This window comes from Mucilaginibacter ginsenosidivorax, from assembly GCF_007971525.1.
Taxonomy (GTDB): domain Bacteria; phylum Bacteroidota; class Bacteroidia; order Sphingobacteriales; family Sphingobacteriaceae; genus Mucilaginibacter; species Mucilaginibacter ginsenosidivorax.
Genome location: NZ_CP042437.1, coordinates 5,470,074 through 5,489,968 on the forward strand (window position 1 = coordinate 5,470,074; position 19,895 = coordinate 5,489,968).

The following is a 19,895-nucleotide window of genomic DNA, read 5'->3' on the forward strand; positions in this document are numbered from 1 at the left end:
TAGGGGTTAAATCAGGCGTTCAAGCCGCTTTACAACTCGCCGCTCGTATAAACCCCTCCCTGCCTTTGCGCTCATTTACGACCGCACCCCTCCCGTGGGGAGGGAACTAAAAAGTCTTCCGAACACCTATGTAGTGGCCTCCATAAATTGATGGATAGTTTTTAGCCCAAAGTCTTAAGTTCTAAGTCAAAAAGAAAAAATTTAACGTTAGACTTACTACTTAGTACTTTAGACTTAACCGGGCGTTATAAAAACAAACAAATAAAGCCTCACAACAAAATTGCGGCCCTTGCAAAGCTGCAATTTTGAGGTATGAAAACACTTAGCAACACCAACCCTGCATTAATACTTGTTGATATACAGCAGGGTTTTGATAATATCTCTTACTGGGGCGGCCAGCGCAATAACCCCGATGCCGAAGTTAATGCCCGCAAATTGCTTGATTACTGGCGGGCAAATAACCTGCCGCTGTTCCACATCCAACATTGCTCGGTTAACCCCAAATCGATGCTGGCCGAAGGTAACTCCGGCAATGCGCACAAAGAGATTGTGAAACCTTTGCCGGGCGAAGCGGTGATCAAAAAATCGGTAAACAGCTCCTTTATCGGCACCAATCTGCAACAACAGTTAGATGCTGCGGGCATCGATACTGTAGTTATAGTTGGCCTTACTACCGAACATTGTGTATCTACCACGGCCCGCATGGCCGGTAACTTTGGCTACCACACCATTGTAGTAGCCGATGCTACCGCCGCCTTTGCCAAAACCGGCATCAAAGGCGAGCACTACGATGCCGAAACCATCCATTTAACCGCACTGGCACAAATTAACAACGAATTTGCCACCGTTTTAAATACCGATGAGGTACTCCAGGCTTTAAAAAAAAACGATGATTTTCTTTAGCAATTTAATCAGTAAACTATCGGCGCCGTACTTGCCATTTTCGCAGGTACTGTCGGTGATGAAGTGATTGTTGGTATAGCAATAATAGGGGCAGCGCTGTTTTTGTCTTGATTCTTGACTCTAATCTCTTGACTCTCCGCCCTGGCGTTTCCCCCCGCCGGTAGAAGCGGCGGTCAGGCTTTCCGTTACAAGTCCTCGCTTTGCCTTTGCCGCCCCGGCCTGCACGCGCTGTGGGCTTTTCACTGCAATCCTTAACGTGAACTGCGGGGATACAAAAAACTCCCGCATGAAATTTAATCATCCAGGGTTGCATATTTATTCTGCGAAAATGCTGCGGTTACAAGCGACAAGCATTGCCGTTCGAAGAGACATTCGAACGACGGTTGACTGCGGGCAACTGGGGCCTGCGGTAACGTTTGAAAAGTTCTTGCAGTAACGGAAGTTTCAAATATTATTTTCTTTTGCTAAAGTTAACCGTGTCGGAAATAGTCTTCTCTTTAAAATCATACGGATTGACCGCAGGGTCGTTGATCTTTATTTTAGTTCCATTATTCGCTATATCCAGTTGAAATACCTGGCTGTCATTAATATAGTCCGTTTTCATTTGCGATTTTAATGAATCTATTATGCCGTCTCCAACATGTTTATTTCTCAAGATTTCAGAGCCATCGTAACACAAGAAAGTGTTATTATAAAATTTAAAATACGAAGATGGCACTTCACTTAATTCTTCTTTGTTAGTTATTTGAAAAACAGTTACTCTCAGGAAACTATTTCGTCGTGATATAATAACCCTTAAACACTTGCTTGATTTTTGATTAATATTAAGTTTAGCGTTCAGCGTTGAATTAACGTTTTTATCTGAGATCAAATATTTGCTTATAAGACTGTTATCAGTTCTTTCCGTATTTATCCGAGTACAAGCCGAAACCAATAATACTACGCCTACACACAAAACCTTTTTGTAATTCCTCATAGTTTCTTAAATATGTTTTGATCAGGTATTATCCCTTGCTTGCGTGCCGCGTGTGTCCCTGTTGTTTCCCGTAACATTTTCGCTTGCAAAAGATCAATATCAATCAGCCTTTTGCCATCAGCATAAATCAAAACTTGTTCCATACCTAACCACGCTCCGCACAACTATTCCCCGGAAATTGGCTCTACGCGAATATTGTCGAACAAATTTCGGTTGTATGTACTCGCTATAAATGCTCCACCCTTTAAGTGCGACTCATCTGCAATGGTTGTCAATTTTTTACCGTCTATAAAGCCGGTTATTTGTGTGCCTTTCATTTCCAGCCGCAGGTGGTGCCAGGCTGCAGGTTCAAATCTCTCAATCTGGCCCGAAGCAAGCGTAATATACGCCCAATTGAGCTGCCACCGCCCATCCCCGGTAAGTATCCAGCGGATGCCCAACTTATCGCGATCGGCATACCTGCCGCCTAACTCAACATCGCCGCCATCAATTAATACATCGCCTTCTATGGCATAATCTTTCCAGTTGAGGTCGCCAAACAGCGAGTGGGGCTTCAACAGCCAGTTATCATACCATAAAATCCCCTGTTTCGGTACTATTTGTGCCAGGCAGATCCCGCCCTTGGGCGATTTGCAAGTTTCGAAGGTGCCTTTCTGATCAGAAAAGTAGCGTGGTGTTTTTCCGGCAGCATATGATTCAAAATTTTCGATATAGGGAAACGGGAACGGCTTACTTTCGGGCGGCGCACCATAGGAACCTTTTGTTTGCCCGGTGGTACTGGTTAAGGTATAAATTGCATCGCCTTCCAATTCAACTTGTACCGAATTATTATTTAATTGCAGTGGTTTTTGCTGTATGAACTGCTCTTTCGCGGTCGATTTCCATAAATAAACAGGGCCTTTTTTAAGCCCATCACCAATATCCAGCTTTACCTGTTGTTTTTGGCCGGTAACTATGATAACCGACCAATCGCCGGTTTTCGGATTCCGCAAAGCCACATGGCTGCCGCGCCAGGTAGCTGCATCAAATTGCCCGCAGGCTTTATCCATATACACCCAGCCGGGTTCGGCAAATTGGGTGGTGTGGGCCACTGCCCATACCGAAGGCCAAATGGTGTAATGGCCACTCCAGGGCTCGTCGGCTTGTAATGCGCCGGTATTGGCCCAAATAATTTGGTCATAAATGCCATCAACCGGGCACCATATCTCAAATTTAGTAATACGGTCGCGGCTATATAATTTGTTCATTAACCGGGCCAGGTAAATTGTGCCTTTGCCTCCCCATTCTTGTCCCGATTGGCTCCATTCCTCGCTCGCCCATAAAGGCTTGCCCGATCGTTTGGCTTTTTCAGTAGCATCGCGGCCCCCTTTCTGATCAATATCCCAGGGCTCACGACCATCCACATAGTGATAACCCACTGCGTTAACCAGGTTGTTATACACCGCATTTTTTTCAAGTTTATCAAATACCTGCCAAAACTCACTATCATCATCCGGGGCCTGCAGCTTAACTTTGGCAAAACCGTGGGCATTTAGCGTTGGGCGTAAATTTTTGGCTATCCAATTTAAATCAGTTCCCATCTCGTTTTGACCGGCCGATATCCAGTTTATATCTAAATGATAGTTTTTGCGGGCAACGTCTAAAAAGGAAACAATCCAGTCGGCAGATGCCTGCGAAAAACGATTGTCGACCCAATTGGGATAAGCCCAGGGCAAACAGTCAAGAATAATTTGGGGGTTACGTTTGCGCGATTCGGCCATTAACCAAAACTCATAGCCCCGGGGTTTGGGATTTAACAATTCCGCGCGTGTGACAGCATGCGAGGGTTCGCTGCCGCATGTGGAATTCTCGCCGCTGCCTATCTCAACTTTCAGATGCTGAAAACCCGCGCCAAATTTCGGTTTAAATAAAAAATCAAGTACTTCAGAACGTTGCTTTTCAGGGTAATCGACCAAGTTACGAGTGGACGCGCCGGCACTTACAGCCCCAATCCCTTCAAACACCCGTCCCGCATCATTTGCTGCTAATGAGATTATTGTTTGCGCTTTACTATCCAGCACAACAACAAGAAACATGGTTGTAAAACAGATGATAAGTTTTTTCATGGTAATAAAGGGTTATAAATGGGTTTAACGGAACTTCTGACTCGGCAGGGGCTCTCATAGAGGGCCACGCGTTTACACAATGCAAGCAGTAATTCCATAAGCCACGTTTATGCCAGATGGCCTTGTCCCGCCTAAAATACAAAATCCCGGAAGTAATTAAACATCCGGGATTATATAAGCTATTTATAATAAAATAACGCCTTTACTCGCTCCTTAAACTTTTCACCGGGTTGGCCAGCGCTGCTTTGACAGATTGAAAGCTGATGGTAACAAAAGCGATAACGATGGCTATAAAAGCGGCAAGTACAAAAACGGTCCAGTGGATGGGGATGCGGTAGGCAAAAGCCTGTAGCCAGTTGTTCATGGCATACCAGGCCAGCGGGAAGGCTACTACTATAGCTATGAGCACCAGTTTGATGAAATCTTTAGCCAGCAGGCCTATTACGCCGGCGACGGATGCCCCCAATACTTTGCGCACACCAATTTCGCGGGTACGTACCTGCGCGGTGTAGGCAGCAAGGCCCAGCAGGCCCAGGCACGATATTAATATGGCCATACCTGCAAAGTAGTTAAACAGGGTGCCTTCGCGTTGCTCGCCCTGGTAAAGGTCGTTAAAAATCTCGTCGAGGAAGTTATAGCTAAAAGGGAACTCGCCGTTGTATTGTTTAAACTGGTCGCCGGCCGCTGCTATAGCTGTAGCCGCGTTTTTGGTGTTGGTTTTTATATATAAGGTTTGATAAACGGCGGGCCTGTAAAAAAAGATGGCCGGTGCAATTTTTTCGCGCATGCTGGCAAAATGGAAGTCTTTTACTACGCCAATGATGGTGCCGTTGGTTTTTTGAAAACGGAAGCGCTTGCCGATGGGGTCTTTAAGACCAATCTCTTTTACGGCTGCTTCGTTGAGGATAAAATGGGTGGAGTCGGCCACCGCGCCGCTGAAAGTGTTGCCCAGCTGCATTTTTAACTTAAAAAACGAGATGAAATCCTTATCTATCCCCATAGGGTGCAGGATAAAGGTTTGGCCCGGTGCTTTGCCATCCCAGGAGTTGTCGCCCGAGATGCCGCCGCTATTGATGATGTTGCCGGTAGCACGGGTTACACCTTCTACACCGGGCTGCTTCAAAAGCTCGGCCCGCACGGCATCGTAATGTTTTGATGCATCGCGCATCCAAACTCCAAAAACATGGCTTTTATCGTAACCCAGATTTTTTGACTGGATGTATTTTAATTGCTGGGTGATAACCAAAGTGCTCACAATAAGCACTACCGAAAAGGTAAACTGTACCACTACCAGTATTTTGCGGAACATGGCATCGCCAATGCTGCCATTTATTTTGCCCTTAAGCGCTTTTAAAGGTTCAAACGAGGATAACAGCATGGCCGGGTAAATACTGGATAAGGCCAGAGTTGCAACTACCGTTACGCTAATAATAAGCCAGATATGCGGATCGAGTAGGTTAAATACCAACTGTTTGCCAGCCAGTTGGTTAAATACCGGCATCAGCAGGTATATTGTAAACAAGGCAAACAGCGTGGCGATGAAGAACAGCAGGGCGGTCTCGGCCAGGAACTGTATAAATAGCTGTATTTTGCCTGCCCCTATAATTTTGCGCATGCTGATCTCTTTGGCGCGCAATAGCGAGCGGGCGGTAGAAAGGTTGACATAATTGATGCAGGCTATAAGCAGTATCACTAAAGCTATGATAACAAAAATGCGTACCGTTTGGATGCCGTGATCGGTACCATCAGCATTGTACAGGTGCATTTTATTGATGGGTAGCAACAAGTAATCGGCATCAGTATCTTCGGCGCGGTGCTTAACGTGGATCTTAAACAAATCGGCCGACAGTTTTTTTAACGATGCGCCGGGCTTCAATTTAAAATAGGTTTGATAAGAATAGCTATTGAAATCGGTATTAGCATCTACCTTGCCATGTTCCAGTATATATTTAACGTGGTAACTCATGGGCATAATCATATCAAAGTTGATGCTGGAGTTAAGCGGAAAATCGTTGATAACCCCGCTCACGGTAAAGTTTTCTTTACCTTCTGCCACAATCACTTTGCCAATTGGATCTTCGGAGCCAAAATATTTTTGAGCGGTGTTTTTGGTGATGACAACCGAGTTGTCGTTAAGGAATGGTCGGGCGGTATTGCCTTCAATAAGCGGAAAATCAAAGACGCTGAATAGCGAAGGATCGGCAAAGCCTATGTTTTGTTCGCCAAAAACTTTTTCCTTGTATTTATACAGCGAGAAAAACCAGTTGGGGGTGGTGCGTACCTGCTCCTGCACATCGGTGAGTTCCTGTTTAGCCAGTGGCCCAATGGGGGCTACCGTAGTTTGCCAGATTTGTTTACTGGCACCCGTGCCGCCAAAAAGCTCTACGCGGTAAATGTTATCGGCGTTTTTATGAAAGCTATCAAAACTTAGTTCGTCCTGCACCCAAAGCAATATCAAAATGCCAATGGCCAGCCCGGCAGTAAGCCCGGTTATATTGATTAACGAATAGAACTTGTTGCGAAACAGGTTTCGCCAGGCGGTTTTAAAATAATTTTTCAGCATAGTCACAATGTAATTGAACCTGTTGGATAACAAAATCATGCCAGTTTTGTAACTAATTGAAAGGTAGATGCTTGAAAGTTTAATTGCGACCTTGAACGTCCATAAGCGTACAGTTGCGTTCGCTTATGCAACAAAGGGGAATTTTAAGTGCCTTTGCTGTTTGTAGTATTCCGCTGGTCGATTTAAATAACTGTGCTTTCAGTTTAAAACTGTCCCTGTTGTAGGATGAGATAACAATCAAGGTAGCACAAAAATGACTTTGGCAATTGAAATATAAGATTTGGCGTAAAATCTGGAGGGTAAATATTCCCGGAGTATATTTTTATTGTTTTTTTTGCGAAAGTCGTCAGGATATTACTCAATTATTGTGCAGCAGTTGAATTATTTTTGTTGATTTTTGTTAGCTTTTAATATCTTCCATATCATAAACAATGAAAGCTTTCCAATTTTAAATAACGCTTACTTATACGGATGATCCGATGGTTTGGCGACGGCTGCTGGTGCCCGAAGATATTAGTTTTGATGAATTTCACATGGCAATACAGGCTGTATTTGGCTGGGACGGCAGCCATTTGTACCGGTTTTCGGCAAAGGGATGGGGATCGAAGCCATCCTACCAGCTGCCTGACCATTACAGCGTTGGCGACGATGAGCGCGACAGTGAAGAATACCTGATTAGCGAGGTGTTTAAAAGGGCCGGGCAAAAGTATACCTACATTTACGATTTCGGCGATGATTGGAAGCATGAGATTTTGCTGGAAAAAACTACCGGAGAGCCGGTGTTTGCCCCGCATTGCCTTGGTGGCGAGGGCGCCTGCCCGCCCGAAGACTGCGGCGGGGTGCACGGTTACTACCGCATGGTAGATATTGTGAACGACCCCGACCATGAAGAACATGAAGAAATGAGCGAATGGATGGGCATCCCCGAAGGCGGTAAATGGGATGTAAACGCCTTCGACCTTGAAGAAGCCAATAAGCGATGCGCCCGCCTGGTAGGCGATGATGATGACGAAGAATAATTTTGTTATTGAGATGATATTCATCCGAACACTTAATGCCCTGTTATTTAAATAGTTAATAGTGTTCGCACCCGAACACCCCCGTATTCCCGCAAAAAACCGAACACCTTGTTTGCTTCTTAACCATGCAGAGGCTACCTTTGCGGCATTATGCTGCAACGTGTAACAGCCTATTTATTGATCTTTTCGCTGGCAGCGGTCAATTTCTCACGTTTTTTTGTATACGCGGGATTTGAACTGAACAGGAACTACATTGCCACCACCCTTTGCGAAAACCGGGACAAACCCGCAGTGCATTGCGATGGCAAATGTTACTTTGCCAAAAAGATCAAACAGGCTGATGAGAAGCAGGCCAGCGACGAAAGGCAGTCGCAAAAAAGCCTCTTCCAGGAAGTGTTTATGATCAGTAGTACTGATATGAAATTCCACTCCAGCCTGTTGCAAGTAATTGACACCCCGTATGATGACTGCCTGCCACCAACCCCGGCCGCAGTGATCTTCCAGCCCCCGCAGTTAGGATAAATTCTACTCTTTTTTCCCGGATGTTTTTTGATTGATATGGCTTTGCTGTGAGCATGTGATAGCCGTATGTGTCATTTTATCTAACTGCTGTCATCCTGAGGCACGACGGATCTATTCGCAAGCTGTTTTGGCGGTCATGCCAGGCGTGCAATAGATCCTTCGCTATCGCTGCCATTGACACATTTTTAACTATTTGATTATCAATTGAAAAAAGTGTCATTTGCAATGCGATCATTTGTGCGCAAATAAAGGTTACTCAGGATGACAGAAAAGGAAACATAGCAAAGGTAGGAACGAAAGATCTATTCGCCATCTTGCATGGTTCACAATAGGTTGCCGCGCTCCGCTCGCAATGACATAATTAAAATCACTCATCCGGATACAATTTATTTATCCACCGGAGGTAACTCCCCATAATTAATACATGAAGAGATTTTTCATTCTACCTATACTATTTTTAATACTCAACACCCTGGCTTACAGCCAGGCCAATATACAGGTTGTTGTAACCGATGCCAATACCCACGAGGCCATTCCTGGCGCTATAATTGCCGGCACCGGTGGCGAAAAGCTGGGTTTAACCGATGCCAAAGGCAGGTATGTTATTGCAAGCTCTGGCATCAGTCAAATTAAGGTAACAATGGTTGGCTATAGTACACTCGTAGTTAGCGTTACCGGTGGTAAGGCAGATGTCGCATTGGTACCTTCCACTTTAGATCTTCAGCCTGTAGTTGTAACAGCCAGCCGGGAAGGCCAGGCCAGGCAGGATGCGCCTATCGCCATCAGCAAAATAAACTCTACTCAGATTAAAGATACCAAAGCAACAGCCCTGTACCAGCTACTCAACAAAGTAGCCGGCGTTTACATGGTTGATCTGGGAAACGAGCAGCATACTATGGCTATCCGCCAGCCCATTACTTACAACGCCCTTTACCTGTATATGGAAGATGGCCTGCCCATACGCCCAACCGGGATTTTTAACCATAACTCGCTGTACGAGATCAACATGTCGGGCGTTAAAGATATCGAAGTGATCAAGGGACCGGCCTCCTCATTGTATGGAAGCAACTCCATTGGTGGTGCAGTAAACTTCATCACCCAGGGACCGCCCTCGGGCTATGCAGGCAATGTTTCTATCCGCGGCGATAACTATCACTACCGCAGGGTTGATGCGGATGGTGGTTTTACGCAAGGCAAATTCGGCTTATATATAGGTGGTTACATCGGTCATCAAAAAGATAGTTGGCAGGACTATTCTGATTTTGATAAGTATTCGGCCAACTTTAAAACTACGTATGATTTTAATGCGGGTACACGGCTAACCACTTCTGCTGCTTACAATTACCTGAATACCCAAACGCCCGGCAGCCTGGATAGCGCCCATTTTTATAACAGGAGCTACGGTGCTAATCAACGTTTTACCTATCGTAAGGTCGAGTCGTTCAGGGCAAGCACCAGGCTGGACCACCAATGGAATGAAAAGAACGCAACATTTGTTACGTTGTTCTTCCGCCATAACTCAACCGCTCAGCTGCCAAGCTATTTCATATCCGACGTTAGGGATAACGCCGGCAACTACCTGAGCAGTAACGGGCAGGTGAATGATCAGCGTTTTCAGAGTTACGGATTGCTGGCACAGCATAGGGTTAATTTTAATTTTCTGCATTCCAGGCTAATAGGAGGAATTTATGTGGATGATAGCCCAAGTTCGTACTATGCGCAATACCTTGATATCGATAAAGATGTACTGAATAACTACTACACCGGCTTCACCAATACCGGCAAGTATATTGATGATTACCGTATCAAACTGTTCAACACGGCCGCTTATATGCAATATGAAATTAAACCCATTGAGGCCTTGCACATAGTGGCGGGTTTGCGGTACGATAGGGTACATTACGATTTTACCAATGGCCTGCCTGCCGGTAGCACCAAATACAAACAGCAGGAAACCAATAACTTTAACATTGTGGCGCCTAAACTGGGCCTGACATATGATTTAGGCAGCAACAAAGGTTTTTATGCCAATTACAGTGTTGGTTTCCAGCCGCCAGAAACCGGCGATCTTTACAGCTCAAGACAGTTAACGCCACTAAAGCAGGCCACGTTTGATAACTACGAAGTAGGCGGCTGGTTCTCGGCCTTTAACAAAATGCTGTATTTTGAAATGAGTTTATTTGATTTGGAAGGCCGTAACGAAATCATCAGTCAGCTTTCGCCCGATAATACAACACAGAACCAAAATGCAGGTGCCACCCGCCATCGCGGGGTAGAGTACTCATTAACACTGGCACCTGTTAACGAACTAACTTTCAGGTTTAGCGGTACTAATGCTACGCATACCTATGTGCATTATAGCGAGGTAGTTACAAACTACAGTATGGGCACCTCTACCGTTATTAAATACGATGGTAATCGCATGAACAACGCCCCGGCCTGGATTGCCAATTCTGAACTTACCTACAAACCGGCCTATCTGCAAGGATTCAGGATAGCAGGCGAGTGGCAACATATTAACCAATATTATACCAACCCTGCAAATACCAAAACTTATAGTGGCTATAACATTTACAATTTGCGTTTAGGTTATGATGTTAAAGGCAATGTGCTAAAAGGGGCGGGCATCTGGTTTAATGTGCTAAATTTAACCAATAAACTGTATGCAACTACGGTAACCAGCAACCAGTACGGCGATACCTACAACGCAGCGGCACCGCGTACTTATACCCTGGGCATCAGTTATTCATTTTCAAAATATTGATTAATGGCATCATCAGCAGTAAAAAGCAACTTTTATAAATGGCACCGGGTGCTGGGTTTAGCGGCCCTTATCCCGGTCATCTTCTGGACGTTGAGCGGGTTATCGCACCCCTTTATGTCAAATTGGTTCAGGCCGTCTATCGCAAAGGAAGTATTTAAACCTTTGCCGCAAAGTAAAATGAAACCTGTGCTTACCATTCAGCAGGTGATGGACCGCAACCATATTATTGCTTTGCGAAATTTTAACCTCATCAGCTTTAAAAAAGGTACCTTTTACCAGGTACTCGGGGTAGATAGTGTTTACAATTACTATTCAGCAACCGACGGTGTATTATTACCCCATGGTGATACCGACTATGCCGAACACCTGGCCCGCTATTTTGTTCAGGACAGCACATCGGCCATACAAATTAGCCTTCAGCATAGTTTTGATAGCGAGTACCAGACCATTAACCATTTGCTGCCTGTGTGGAAAGTATCTTTCGACCGGCCCGATGGTATGGATGTTTATGTCGAGACCGGCCAAAGCCGTATGGGGACTTTCAATAACAATACCCGCAAGGCTTTTTTGTCGTTGTTTGAGGAGTTTCATACCTGGCAGTTTTTGGCCCGTTGGGGTGGTGATACTTTCCGTAACGTGGTATTGCTCATTATCATGGCTATTATGCTGTTTGCACTTATCAGCGGGTTAACGGTTTATGGCTTAATGTGGAAAAAGTTTAAAACCATGGCCCAAAGCCGGAAAACTAAAGGCATGGAGGATAAGCGTTTCCTGCACCGTTTTCATAGACAAATAGGGCTGATCGTGTCGTTTGTAATGTTCACCTTCGTCATCAGTGGTGCGTTTCACCTGGCCGTGAAGCTGCACAACAGTGGGCTGGTTAAGGCAGATTACGGGCAGGTAATTAAACGAGGCCAGCTGCTGGTATCCAATCTGGCACTGCCGGTTGCAGATAGTCTCATCAATAAAATTGGCCTCACCAGCTTTAGCGGCAATGTATTTTACCAGGTGACAGACAAGCAAAAGCAGCTAAGCTATTTCAATGCAGGCAACGGTAAGGAACAGCTTAATGCCGATGAAGACTATGCCAGGTTCCTGAGTACTTATTATCATACCGATGAGTTCAAAACCTTTAGCGGCCGGGTTACGGTACACCAGGTGAAGCAATTTGACAACGAATACGGCTTTATCAACAAGCGCCTGCCGGTTGAGCGTGTTAGCTATCCTAACGGAGAAAACTGGTATATCGAAACCACCACGGCTAAACTGGCCACTAAAGTAACCGGTATTGATAGGGCCGAAGGCTTATCATTTATCTTCCTGCATAAATATTTCGGGATGACCTGGGCCGGGAAAAATATCAGGGATATCGTAAGTATGCTTGCTGCTGTGGGTGTGCTGGTAGTATCTTTGTTTGGCTTTGCCTCATTTATAAATAACAAGTAATCATGAAAAAAATCATTATCATATTGGCTGTAGCCACATTTGGTTTGGGCAGCATTACCTCATGCAGCAGCCCGGCCGAAAAGACGGTAGTAAGAAAGAAAAGCAAGTATATGTGCACCATGCACCCCGATTTAGCTTTTGATAAACCCGGCACCTGCACCAAATGTGGTATGGAATTGGTGGAGCGGGATACCACAGCGGGGAAGTAAGTTTGCATTTTATATGATAAAATACTGTCATGCTGAGGAACGAAGCATCTAATCTACGCCATGCGTAACACCAGAAATGTTCGCGAATAGATGCTTCGTACCTACCCATGACATATCCAATTTCCCTGTCATCCTGAGGTACGAAGGATCTATCAGCGGTGCATGACCGATAGAAAGTTAGCGAATAGATGCTTCGTACCTCAGCATGACAGCGCTCTTTGTTGAATCGAATAATGATCCTCCGTCAACGCAAAAAAGCCATCCTTTTTCGGGATGGCTTTTTATTTAAAGTTTGTATTGCTTTGCCGGTTTCAATAATGCCGTGCTGTTACGTATACTTAACAACAGCGGCATTTTAATTATTAAAACACAGCAACAGCATTCAAACAATTAAGCTTGTTTGGCAAACTGAACGTTAATTAACAGTTTGATGTCTTCGCCTACCACAATTGAGCCGGCTTCGGTAACGCCATCCCAGGTAAGGCCAAATTCTTTACGGTTAATTTTACCGCTGATTTCGAAACCTGCTTTGGTGTTGCCATAAAAATCGGCAGCCGAGCCGCCAAATTCTACATCTAACGACACCGGTTTGGTTACGTCTTTGATGGTTAAATCGCCTTTTAAAGCATATTCATCATCGCCGGTTTTGGTGAATGAGGTTGATTTGAAGCTGATTTTTGGATAGGTTGCTGCATCAAAAAACTCAGCCGATTTCAGGTGCTCGTCGCGTTGACTTTGGTTGGTGTCGATGCTGTCGATATCCAATGTGAAGTCTATCTCCGCATTTTCAAAATCATCATTATCTGTGATTAACTCACCTGCAAAGCTTTTGAAAAAGCCGCTTACAGTTGATATAACTAAGTGTTTTACTTTAAATTGTACTTCGGAATGCATTGGGTCGATAACCCATTTTGTTGCTGTTTGTGTTGACATGATATTTGTTTTTTTTGTTGGTACAAAGATAATACAAAAATAGATGTTTAAACATCTATTTTTACTAATTTACAATTCGCAGACATTGAGATACAAGTTTAACCATACACTTGCGTAAAAGTTTAAATATTTAAGTTTTTAGTTTTGAGCCAAGAGTTTTTTTAGATTTGACCAAACCACTAAAGTCAAACATACCATATCAATATTAAGTAAATAATATGTTGTTGTAAGTAAAAGGCTACTTTTCAACTCAAAACGCAATACTCACAACTCATAACCTAAAAAAATGAGAAAGCTTTTTATAATTTCATTCTTTGTCATATTTGCGGCCCTGGCGGGGTGGACCATCATCTGGAAACCCGCTGCATGGTCGTTCATTATTATGGTGCCTATTTATGCCGTGGGTTTTTATGACCTGGTGCAAAAGAAGCACAGCATCGTACGTAACTTCCCCGTGTTTGGTCACCTTCGGTTTTTAATGGAGGATTTGCGCCCCAAAATATACCAGTACTTTGTAGAAAGTGATACCAACGGTACACCCTTCAACCGCCAAAACCGTAGTGTAGTGTACCAGCGCGCCAAAATGGTTGACGATACCCGTCCTTTTGGTACCGAGCTTGATGTTTACGAAAACGGCTACGAGTGGCTTAACCACAGTATTGCCGCTATTGATCACCATAAGCTAAATATGGCCCCCCGCGTAAAAGTTGGCGGCCCCGATTGTACGCAACCCTACATGGCCAGCGTATTCAATATCTCGGCCATGAGTTTTGGCTCGCTGAGCGAGAACGCTATACTGGCCCTTAACGGCGGCGCAAAACTGGATAATTTTGCTCATAATACCGGCGAAGGCGGCTTGAGCGACCACCACCTACAGCCGGGCGGCGATATCATCTGGCAGATAGGCACCGGCTATTTCAGCTGCCGCCACAAGGATGGTACTATTGATTATGACGCCTTTGCCCAGCGGGCCGTGCTTCCGCAGGTAAAAATGATCGAGATTAAGCTGTCGCAAGGTGCCAAACCGGGGCATGGTGGCATTTTGCCGGCGGCCAAGGTAACGCCCGAAATTGCCCGTATCCGACTGGTTGAGATGGGGCAGGATGTGGTATCGCCGCCATACCATACCGCTTTTAGCGATCCTATCGGCTTAACTACCTTTATCAAAAAACTGCGCGAATTATCCGGTGGCAAACCCATCGGCTTTAAACTGTGTGTAGGCCATAAAAGCGAATTTTTGGCTATTTGTAAAGCCATGGTTAAAACTGGCATATACCCTGATTTTATTACGGTAGATGGAGGAGAGGGAGGCACCGGCGCAGCCCCGCTTGAATTTTCGAATTCAGTTGGCATGCCCCTGCGCGAAGCTTTGGCCTTTGTTTACGATGCCCTCACTGGGTTTGATATTAAAAAACACATCAAGCTCATCGCATCGGGAAAGGTAGCTACCGGTTTCGATTTGGTGAAAAATTTTGCTATCGGTGCCGATATGTGCAACAGTGCCCGCGGCATGATGTTCGCCCTGGGATGCATCCAGGCGCTGGAATGTAATATGAATACTTGCCCAACGGGCGTTGCTACGCAGGATAAAAGCCTGATGCGCGGATTGGTAGTCGACGATAAAAAGGTACGTGTGGCCAATTTTCACAAGGCCACAGTAGGCAGCGCTATCCAGATGATAGGCGCCGCCGGCCTCACCAAACCCTGCGATTTGCACCGCATGTTCATTTACCGGCGCATTAACCACAGCCAAATCCAAACTTATGCCGAACTGTTTCCCTATATCCCCAAAGGCAGCCTGCTGAATACCCCATACCCTGCCAGTTTTGAACTGGACATGGCACTAAGCAGTGAAAATACTTTTTTGCCCGATTACAGCGTGGTAACTAATATTGATTACAGTAATGTAAGTTCTTATACAATATGAAATAGCCGGATAGGGAGGGAGTATTAATTATCAGGGCTTTTTATTTGTTTCTAACCAGCGAGTGCTGTAGTTAATGAATTTTTTTAATATTATCGGCGTGGAGGGTAACGCATAATGTTCCTGTGTTTTAATTGCAAAAAGAATAAAATAAAAACAGCAAAAAAAATAGCGATGAAAATACATCGCTATTAAAAATCTTGATTTTAACTATTTCTCCGTTTTTTCCGGAACGATCAGATAAACATCCTCGTTATCTTTTTTCATGAGATATTTTTCGCGGGCAAATTTTTCTAACTGCTGCGGGTTAGATGTAAGCTCGTTAAGCTCTTTGGTAACCTGGTCTGTTTGGGCTTTATAAAAATCGCGTTCTTTTTTCAGCTTGTTTACCTGGGTGCGGTATTCATATTGCGAAAACAGGTCGTTTTTATCGAAAAAAATCATCCATATTAAAAATGCCAGCGTAACCAAAAAGAATTTATTCTTAAAAAGGTTAATGAGGCGTTTCATCGATATGGGTTCTTTGAATTTCATTTAAAGTTATTTGATTTTTTATTTCGTAGCAAATATGCTTATTAACTTATTAACATGGAAATTGGTGAATGGTTTATTGAGTTGATTAGGTTAATAGTTAGTTTTAAACTAATCACTTAATCAACTACACACCTAATCAACTATCTTCTACCCGACGATCTGCTTGCCCCACTCATGCCGCTGCCGCCACCTGATTTGCCGCCGCCGGAACGACTGCCGCCTCCTCCGGCTGGTCTGCCGCCGCCACCCGAAGGTTTGCGGCCACTACCGCCACGGCCGCCTTCGCGTTTAAAGCTGCCTGAGCCTTTTTTTGATTGGCCTGCCACTAAGTTTGCAGCCATAGCCACGGGGCTCATAGGGTAAGGGTGACCTTCCTCAACAGGGATTTCTTTTCCTATCAGTTTATGGATGTCGCGTAAAAACAGGATCTCTTCCGAATCGCAGAACGACATGGCTATGCCGTCGGCGCCGGCCCGGCCTGTACGACCTATACGGTGTACATAAGTTTCGGGTATGTTAGGCAACTCGTAGTTTACAACGTGGGTAAGCTCGTCAATATCAATACCACGGGCAGCAATATCAGTAGCTATAAGCACGCGGGTAGTACGGTTTTTAAAGTTGGTTAAAGCCCGCTGACGCGCGTTTTGCGATTTATTGCCGTGAATGGCCTCGGCAGTGATGCCTACTTTATTCAAATCTTTTACAACCTTATCGGCGCCGTGCTTGGTACGTGTAAATACCAGGGCGGTTTTAATTCCTTTATCTTTCAGGATGTGGATCAGCAATGATTTTTTATCATTCTTTTCTACATAATATAAGGCCTGTTGTATAGTGTCGGCTGTAGACGATACCGGGGTTACTTCAATCCGTTCAGGATTGGTTAAGATGGTATTGGCTAATGATGTTATTTCGGCAGGCATGGTAGCCGAGAAAAACAGCGTTTGCCTTTTTGATGGTACTTTGGCGATGATCTTTTTAACATCATTTACAAAGCCCATATCCAGCATGCGGTCGGCTTCGTCCAGTATCAGCATCCTAACCTGGTCAAGGTGTACAAAGCGCTGGTTCATTAAATCCAGTAAACGGCCCGGGGTTGCTATCAAAATATCAACGCCACGGCGTAAGGCATCAACCTGCGGGTTTTGTGATACACCACCAAATATAACCAGGTTTTTTAAGCCGGTATGTTTACCATATGCTGTAAAGCTTTCGGCAATCTGGATAGCCAGTTCGCGGGTTGGGGTAAGCACCAGGGCTTTTATAGCTTTTTGCTCTTTGTGGGCCATCCTGTCCTGGAACAGTAACTGCAAAGTAGGCAGCGCAAAGGCCGCTGTTTTGCCCGTACCTGTTTGTGCGCAACCCAATAAGTCGCGGTGATTTAATACAATAGGAATGGCTTGCGCCTGGATAGGAGTAGGTGTTGTATATCCCTCGGTTTTTAAGGCCTTGAGGATAGGCTCAATTAATTTTAAATTTTCGAATGACATTTTTTTTTGAATGTGCAGATGTGCAGATTTCAGATGTGCAGATGTGCTTGTAATATTATAGACTGATATGCCTATGTTTTTAGCGAGGCATTATTATTTCTGCAAAGATACGGTTTTTATTGGTAAGATTAATTTGGACAATTAAGCCTGGCGAATTGTTTTAAAAGTAAAGTTGGGCGATAATTTACGGGATGTATTAATACACACTTTATAGATACTTTTGATACACTTTTGCATACTTTTCAACTACTTTTTATGCAATTTTGGGGTGCTTTTTCGTACTTTTTGTGCCTTTTAAAATGGTTTAAATTATTGATTGTTAGTTAGTTAATATATAGCCTGTCGTTTTTTCGACTTTGCTTTTAACAACCGAGGGCGGTTATCAGTGTGTGATAGCCGCCCTCGGTTGTGGGTATATTCAAAGATACAAAAAATCGGGGTTAAATCAAAATTAGCAAATTAAGCAGTTACTGCTTTCCCGGCAGCTGCCTGCCTTTTTTGCTCACGTTCGCGCATAAAGGCGTTTAACAGCAGCATGCCTACGCCTACCATAATGGCTACATCGGCTATGTTAAATATGCCGGTTTCAAACAAGCCAAAGTTCATATGGGCAAAATCGGTTACGCTGCCATAAACGGCCCTATCGTACAGGTTACCTATACCACCTGCCAGTATCACGATGATGCCTGCCTGGTTAAGCAGTGTTAAACCGCGTTTTAGCAATACGTATAACAGGCCCCATGCCAATGCTGCAGCCGGTAAAACCGAAAGCAGGATAAAATGCCATGGATTGGGCAACTTATCGCCCATACTTAAAAATGCTCCCGTATTTTCGACACGGCTAATTGTGAGGAAGTTTTTTACAACGGTAATAACAATGGCAAAATGAATATGATCACGTACATATATCTTGCTGATCCTGTCGGCCCCGATAACTAATGCTAAAAGCAATAACAACCACAATCCCCTCGAAACCCTTTTCTTATCCATTAAAATTTAGTACTGGTATTTTGTTTATAACGTAACAGGCGTTACTTAAGTTGTCGGTTCGCACATAAATTGCTGCCGATAATATTGGCTATGTATAAAAAAGAGCCATCCGTTTTATTTACAGATGGCTCCTGATATCGGTCGAAATTATTTTTTGTAGAATTTAAAATCTTTACCAATGAATTTTGCATTTGCGCCTAATTCTTCTTCAATACGAAGTAATTGGTTGTATTTAGCAATCCTGTCTGAACGTGAAGCCGAACCGGTTTTGATTTGGCCGCAATTTAATGCTACAGCTAAATCGGCAATGGTAGCATCTTCAGTTTCGCCAGAGCGGTGGCTCATTACCGAGGTATAACCGTTGGTTTGTGCCAAAGTTACCGCGTTGATGGTTTCTGTTAACGAACCAATCTGGTTTACTTTTACCAGGATTGAGTTTGCAGTATCCTCGTTAATACCACGTTGTAAACGTTTGGTGTTGGTTACAAATAAATCGTCACCTACCAGTTGTACCGTTTTGCCCAGTTTTTCGGTTAATAATTTCCAGCCATCCCAATCATCCTCAGCCATACCGTCTTCAATCGAAATAACAGGGTATTTGGCAACAAGCTCGGCAAGGTATTCAACCTGCTCGGCACTGGTGCGGATAGCACCTTTTTCGCCTTCAAATTTGGTATAGTCGTATTTACCGTCTTTGTAAAATTCAGATGCAGCACAGTCAAAAGCGATAAAGATATCTTCGCCTGGTTTGTAACCTGCTTTTTCAATTGCTTTTAAAATGGTTTCAACACCATCTTCGGTACCTTCAAAAGTTGGAGCAAAACCACCTTCGTCGCCAACAGCGGTTGATAAACCACGGTCGTGCAGAATTTTTTTCAGGTTGTGGAATACTTCGGTACCCCAGCGTAATGCTTCAGAGAATGAAGGAGCGCCAACCGGCATAATCATAAATTCCTGGAAAGCGATAGGGGCATCAGAGTGCGAACCACCGTTGATGATATTCATCATCGGGATAGGCAAAGTGTTGGCATTTACACCGCCAATGTAACGGTATAAAGGCTGGCGGCTTTCCTGCGCTGCTGCTTTTGCAACTGCCAACGAAACACCTAATATAGCGTTGGCACCAATTTTACCTTTATTTTCGGTACCATCAATTTCAATCATCAGGGCGTCGATGCTGTTTTGATCAAATACATCAATGCCTTTTAATTCGGGAGCTAAAATGTCATTTACGTTAGCAACGGCTTTTAACACGCCTTTACCCATGTATTTTGTTTTATCGTCATCGCGAAGTTCAACAGCTTCGTGTACACCGGTTGATGCACCTGAAGGTACCGCGGCGCGACCGAATGCGCCATTCTCAGTTAATACTTCTACTTCGATAGTAGGGTTACCGCGCGAATCTAAAATCTGGCGGGCGTGTACGTCAATTATTAAGCTCATTTTTTTATTGTCAGATATTTGTAATTTGTAAACCGGCGGCTAAGTTAACAGCAAATTCAAGAAATCACAATCGAAAT

General features: G+C 44.3%; 15 protein-coding genes. 7 read left to right on the plus strand and 8 right to left on the minus strand.

What is annotated here, in order from left to right:
* The first annotated feature begins 312 nt into the window (after nt 1-312).
* Nucleotides 313-903, plus strand: coding sequence for a cysteine hydrolase family protein (locus FSB76_RS22810; protein ID WP_147057470.1), 591 nt, complete (start codon nt 313-315; stop codon nt 901-903).
* 451 nt (nt 904-1,354) lie between these two features.
* Here the strand turns inward: FSB76_RS22810 and FSB76_RS32240 are convergent, their stop codons facing one another.
* From FSB76_RS32240 to FSB76_RS22820, 3 genes are all read right to left on the minus strand, one after another.
* Complete coding sequence (locus FSB76_RS32240) at nt 1,355-1,507, minus strand: hypothetical protein (RefSeq protein ID WP_158642962.1); 153 nt, start codon at nt 1,505-1,507, stop codon at nt 1,355-1,357.
* Between the two features lie 536 nt (nt 1,508-2,043).
* Complete coding sequence (locus tag FSB76_RS22815; protein WP_147057472.1) at nt 2,044-3,984, minus strand: glycoside hydrolase family 30 protein; 1,941 nt, start codon at nt 3,982-3,984, stop codon at nt 2,044-2,046.
* Nucleotides 3,985-4,186: 202 nt separating this feature from the next.
* A complete protein-coding gene (locus FSB76_RS22820) occupies nt 4,187-6,547 on the minus strand; it encodes an ABC transporter permease (RefSeq protein ID WP_147057473.1) in 2,361 nt (786 codons plus the stop codon).
* A gap of 452 nt (nt 6,548-6,999) precedes the next feature.
* On the opposite strand from FSB76_RS22820, the gene FSB76_RS22825 reads away from it, so the two are divergent.
* From FSB76_RS22825 to FSB76_RS22845, 5 genes are all read left to right on the plus strand, one after another.
* Entirely contained in the window at nt 7,000-7,566 is a 567-nt protein-coding gene (locus tag FSB76_RS22825; RefSeq protein WP_394349439.1) for a plasmid pRiA4b ORF-3 family protein, read from the plus strand.
* Nucleotides 7,567-7,716: 150 nt separating this feature from the next.
* Nucleotides 7,717-8,088, plus strand: a complete 372-nt coding sequence (locus FSB76_RS22830; protein WP_147057477.1) for a hypothetical protein — start codon at nt 7,717-7,719, stop codon at nt 8,086-8,088.
* 424 nt (nt 8,089-8,512) lie between these two features.
* The gene (locus FSB76_RS22835; protein ID WP_147057479.1) at nt 8,513-10,852 is read left to right on the plus strand and encodes a TonB-dependent receptor; all 2,340 of its coding nucleotides are present in this window, start codon (nt 8,513-8,515) and stop codon (nt 10,850-10,852) included.
* Between the two features lie 3 nt (nt 10,853-10,855).
* On the plus strand, nt 10,856-12,298 hold the full coding sequence (locus FSB76_RS22840) for a PepSY domain-containing protein (RefSeq protein ID WP_147057481.1): 1,443 nt from the start codon (nt 10,856-10,858) through the stop codon (nt 12,296-12,298).
* Nucleotides 12,299-12,300: 2 nt separating this feature from the next.
* Complete coding sequence (locus FSB76_RS22845) at nt 12,301-12,507, plus strand: heavy metal-binding domain-containing protein (RefSeq protein WP_147057483.1); 207 nt, start codon at nt 12,301-12,303, stop codon at nt 12,505-12,507.
* A gap of 390 nt (nt 12,508-12,897) precedes the next feature.
* On the opposite strand, the gene FSB76_RS22850 is transcribed toward FSB76_RS22845, so the two are convergent.
* Nucleotides 12,898-13,440 (minus strand): YceI family protein, encoded by a 543-nt coding sequence (locus FSB76_RS22850; protein WP_147057485.1) that lies wholly within the window; start codon nt 13,438-13,440, stop codon nt 12,898-12,900.
* A 286-nt stretch (nt 13,441-13,726) separates the two neighbouring features.
* On the opposite strand from FSB76_RS22850, the gene FSB76_RS22855 reads away from it, so the two are divergent.
* Nucleotides 13,727-15,367, plus strand: a complete 1,641-nt coding sequence (locus tag FSB76_RS22855; protein ID WP_147057487.1) for an FMN-binding glutamate synthase family protein — start codon at nt 13,727-13,729, stop codon at nt 15,365-15,367.
* 207 nt (nt 15,368-15,574) lie between these two features.
* Here FSB76_RS22855 and FSB76_RS22860 read toward each other — a convergent pair whose 3' ends face one another.
* From FSB76_RS22860 to eno, 4 genes are all read right to left on the minus strand, one after another.
* Nucleotides 15,575-15,898 carry an FtsB family cell division protein gene (locus FSB76_RS22860; RefSeq protein ID WP_317131354.1) on the minus strand — a complete coding sequence of 108 codons (324 nt, stop codon included), beginning with the start codon at nt 15,896-15,898 and terminating at the stop codon, nt 15,575-15,577.
* Between the two features lie 140 nt (nt 15,899-16,038).
* Nucleotides 16,039-17,385 carry a DEAD/DEAH box helicase gene (locus tag FSB76_RS22865; protein ID WP_147057489.1) on the minus strand — a complete coding sequence of 449 codons (1,347 nt, stop codon included), beginning with the start codon at nt 17,383-17,385 and terminating at the stop codon, nt 16,039-16,041.
* 459 nt (nt 17,386-17,844) lie between these two features.
* A complete protein-coding gene (gene lspA, locus FSB76_RS22870) occupies nt 17,845-18,375 on the minus strand; it encodes a signal peptidase II (protein ID WP_147057491.1) in 531 nt (176 codons plus the stop codon).
* 147 nt (nt 18,376-18,522) lie between these two features.
* A complete protein-coding gene (eno, locus tag FSB76_RS22875) occupies nt 18,523-19,818 on the minus strand; it encodes a phosphopyruvate hydratase (RefSeq protein ID WP_090651234.1) in 1,296 nt (431 codons plus the stop codon).
* Between the last annotated feature and the right edge of the window lie 77 nt (nt 19,819-19,895).

Bases quoted from the DNA above. Each gene is read 5' to 3' on its own strand.
- FSB76_RS22810 (WP_147057470.1), top strand. From the start codon at position 313: ATGAAAACACTTAGCAACACCAACCCTGCATTAATACTTGTTGATATA.
- FSB76_RS32240 (WP_158642962.1), bottom strand. From the start codon at position 1,507: ATGAAAACGGACTATATTAATGACAGCCAGGTATTTCAACTGGATATA.
- FSB76_RS22815 (WP_147057472.1), bottom strand. From the start codon at position 3,984: ATGAAAAAACTTATCATCTGTTTTACAACCATGTTTCTTGTTGTTGTG.
- FSB76_RS22820 (WP_147057473.1), bottom strand. From the start codon at position 6,547: ATGCTGAAAAATTATTTTAAAACCGCCTGGCGAAACCTGTTTCGCAAC.
- FSB76_RS22830 (WP_147057477.1), top strand. From the start codon at position 7,717: ATGCTGCAACGTGTAACAGCCTATTTATTGATCTTTTCGCTGGCAGCG.
- FSB76_RS22835 (WP_147057479.1), top strand. From the start codon at position 8,513: ATGAAGAGATTTTTCATTCTACCTATACTATTTTTAATACTCAACACC.
- FSB76_RS22840 (WP_147057481.1), top strand. From the start codon at position 10,856: ATGGCATCATCAGCAGTAAAAAGCAACTTTTATAAATGGCACCGGGTG.
- FSB76_RS22845 (WP_147057483.1), top strand. From the start codon at position 12,301: ATGAAAAAAATCATTATCATATTGGCTGTAGCCACATTTGGTTTGGGC.
- FSB76_RS22850 (WP_147057485.1), bottom strand. From the start codon at position 13,440: ATGTCAACACAAACAGCAACAAAATGGGTTATCGACCCAATGCATTCC.
- FSB76_RS22855 (WP_147057487.1), top strand. From the start codon at position 13,727: ATGAGAAAGCTTTTTATAATTTCATTCTTTGTCATATTTGCGGCCCTG.
- FSB76_RS22860 (WP_317131354.1), bottom strand. From the start codon at position 15,898: ATGAAATTCAAAGAACCCATATCGATGAAACGCCTCATTAACCTTTTT.
- FSB76_RS22865 (WP_147057489.1), bottom strand. From the start codon at position 17,385: ATGTCATTCGAAAATTTAAAATTAATTGAGCCTATCCTCAAGGCCTTA.
- lspA (WP_147057491.1), bottom strand. From the start codon at position 18,375: ATGGATAAGAAAAGGGTTTCGAGGGGATTGTGGTTGTTATTGCTTTTA.
- eno (WP_090651234.1), bottom strand. From the start codon at position 19,818: ATGAGCTTAATAATTGACGTACACGCCCGCCAGATTTTAGATTCGCGC.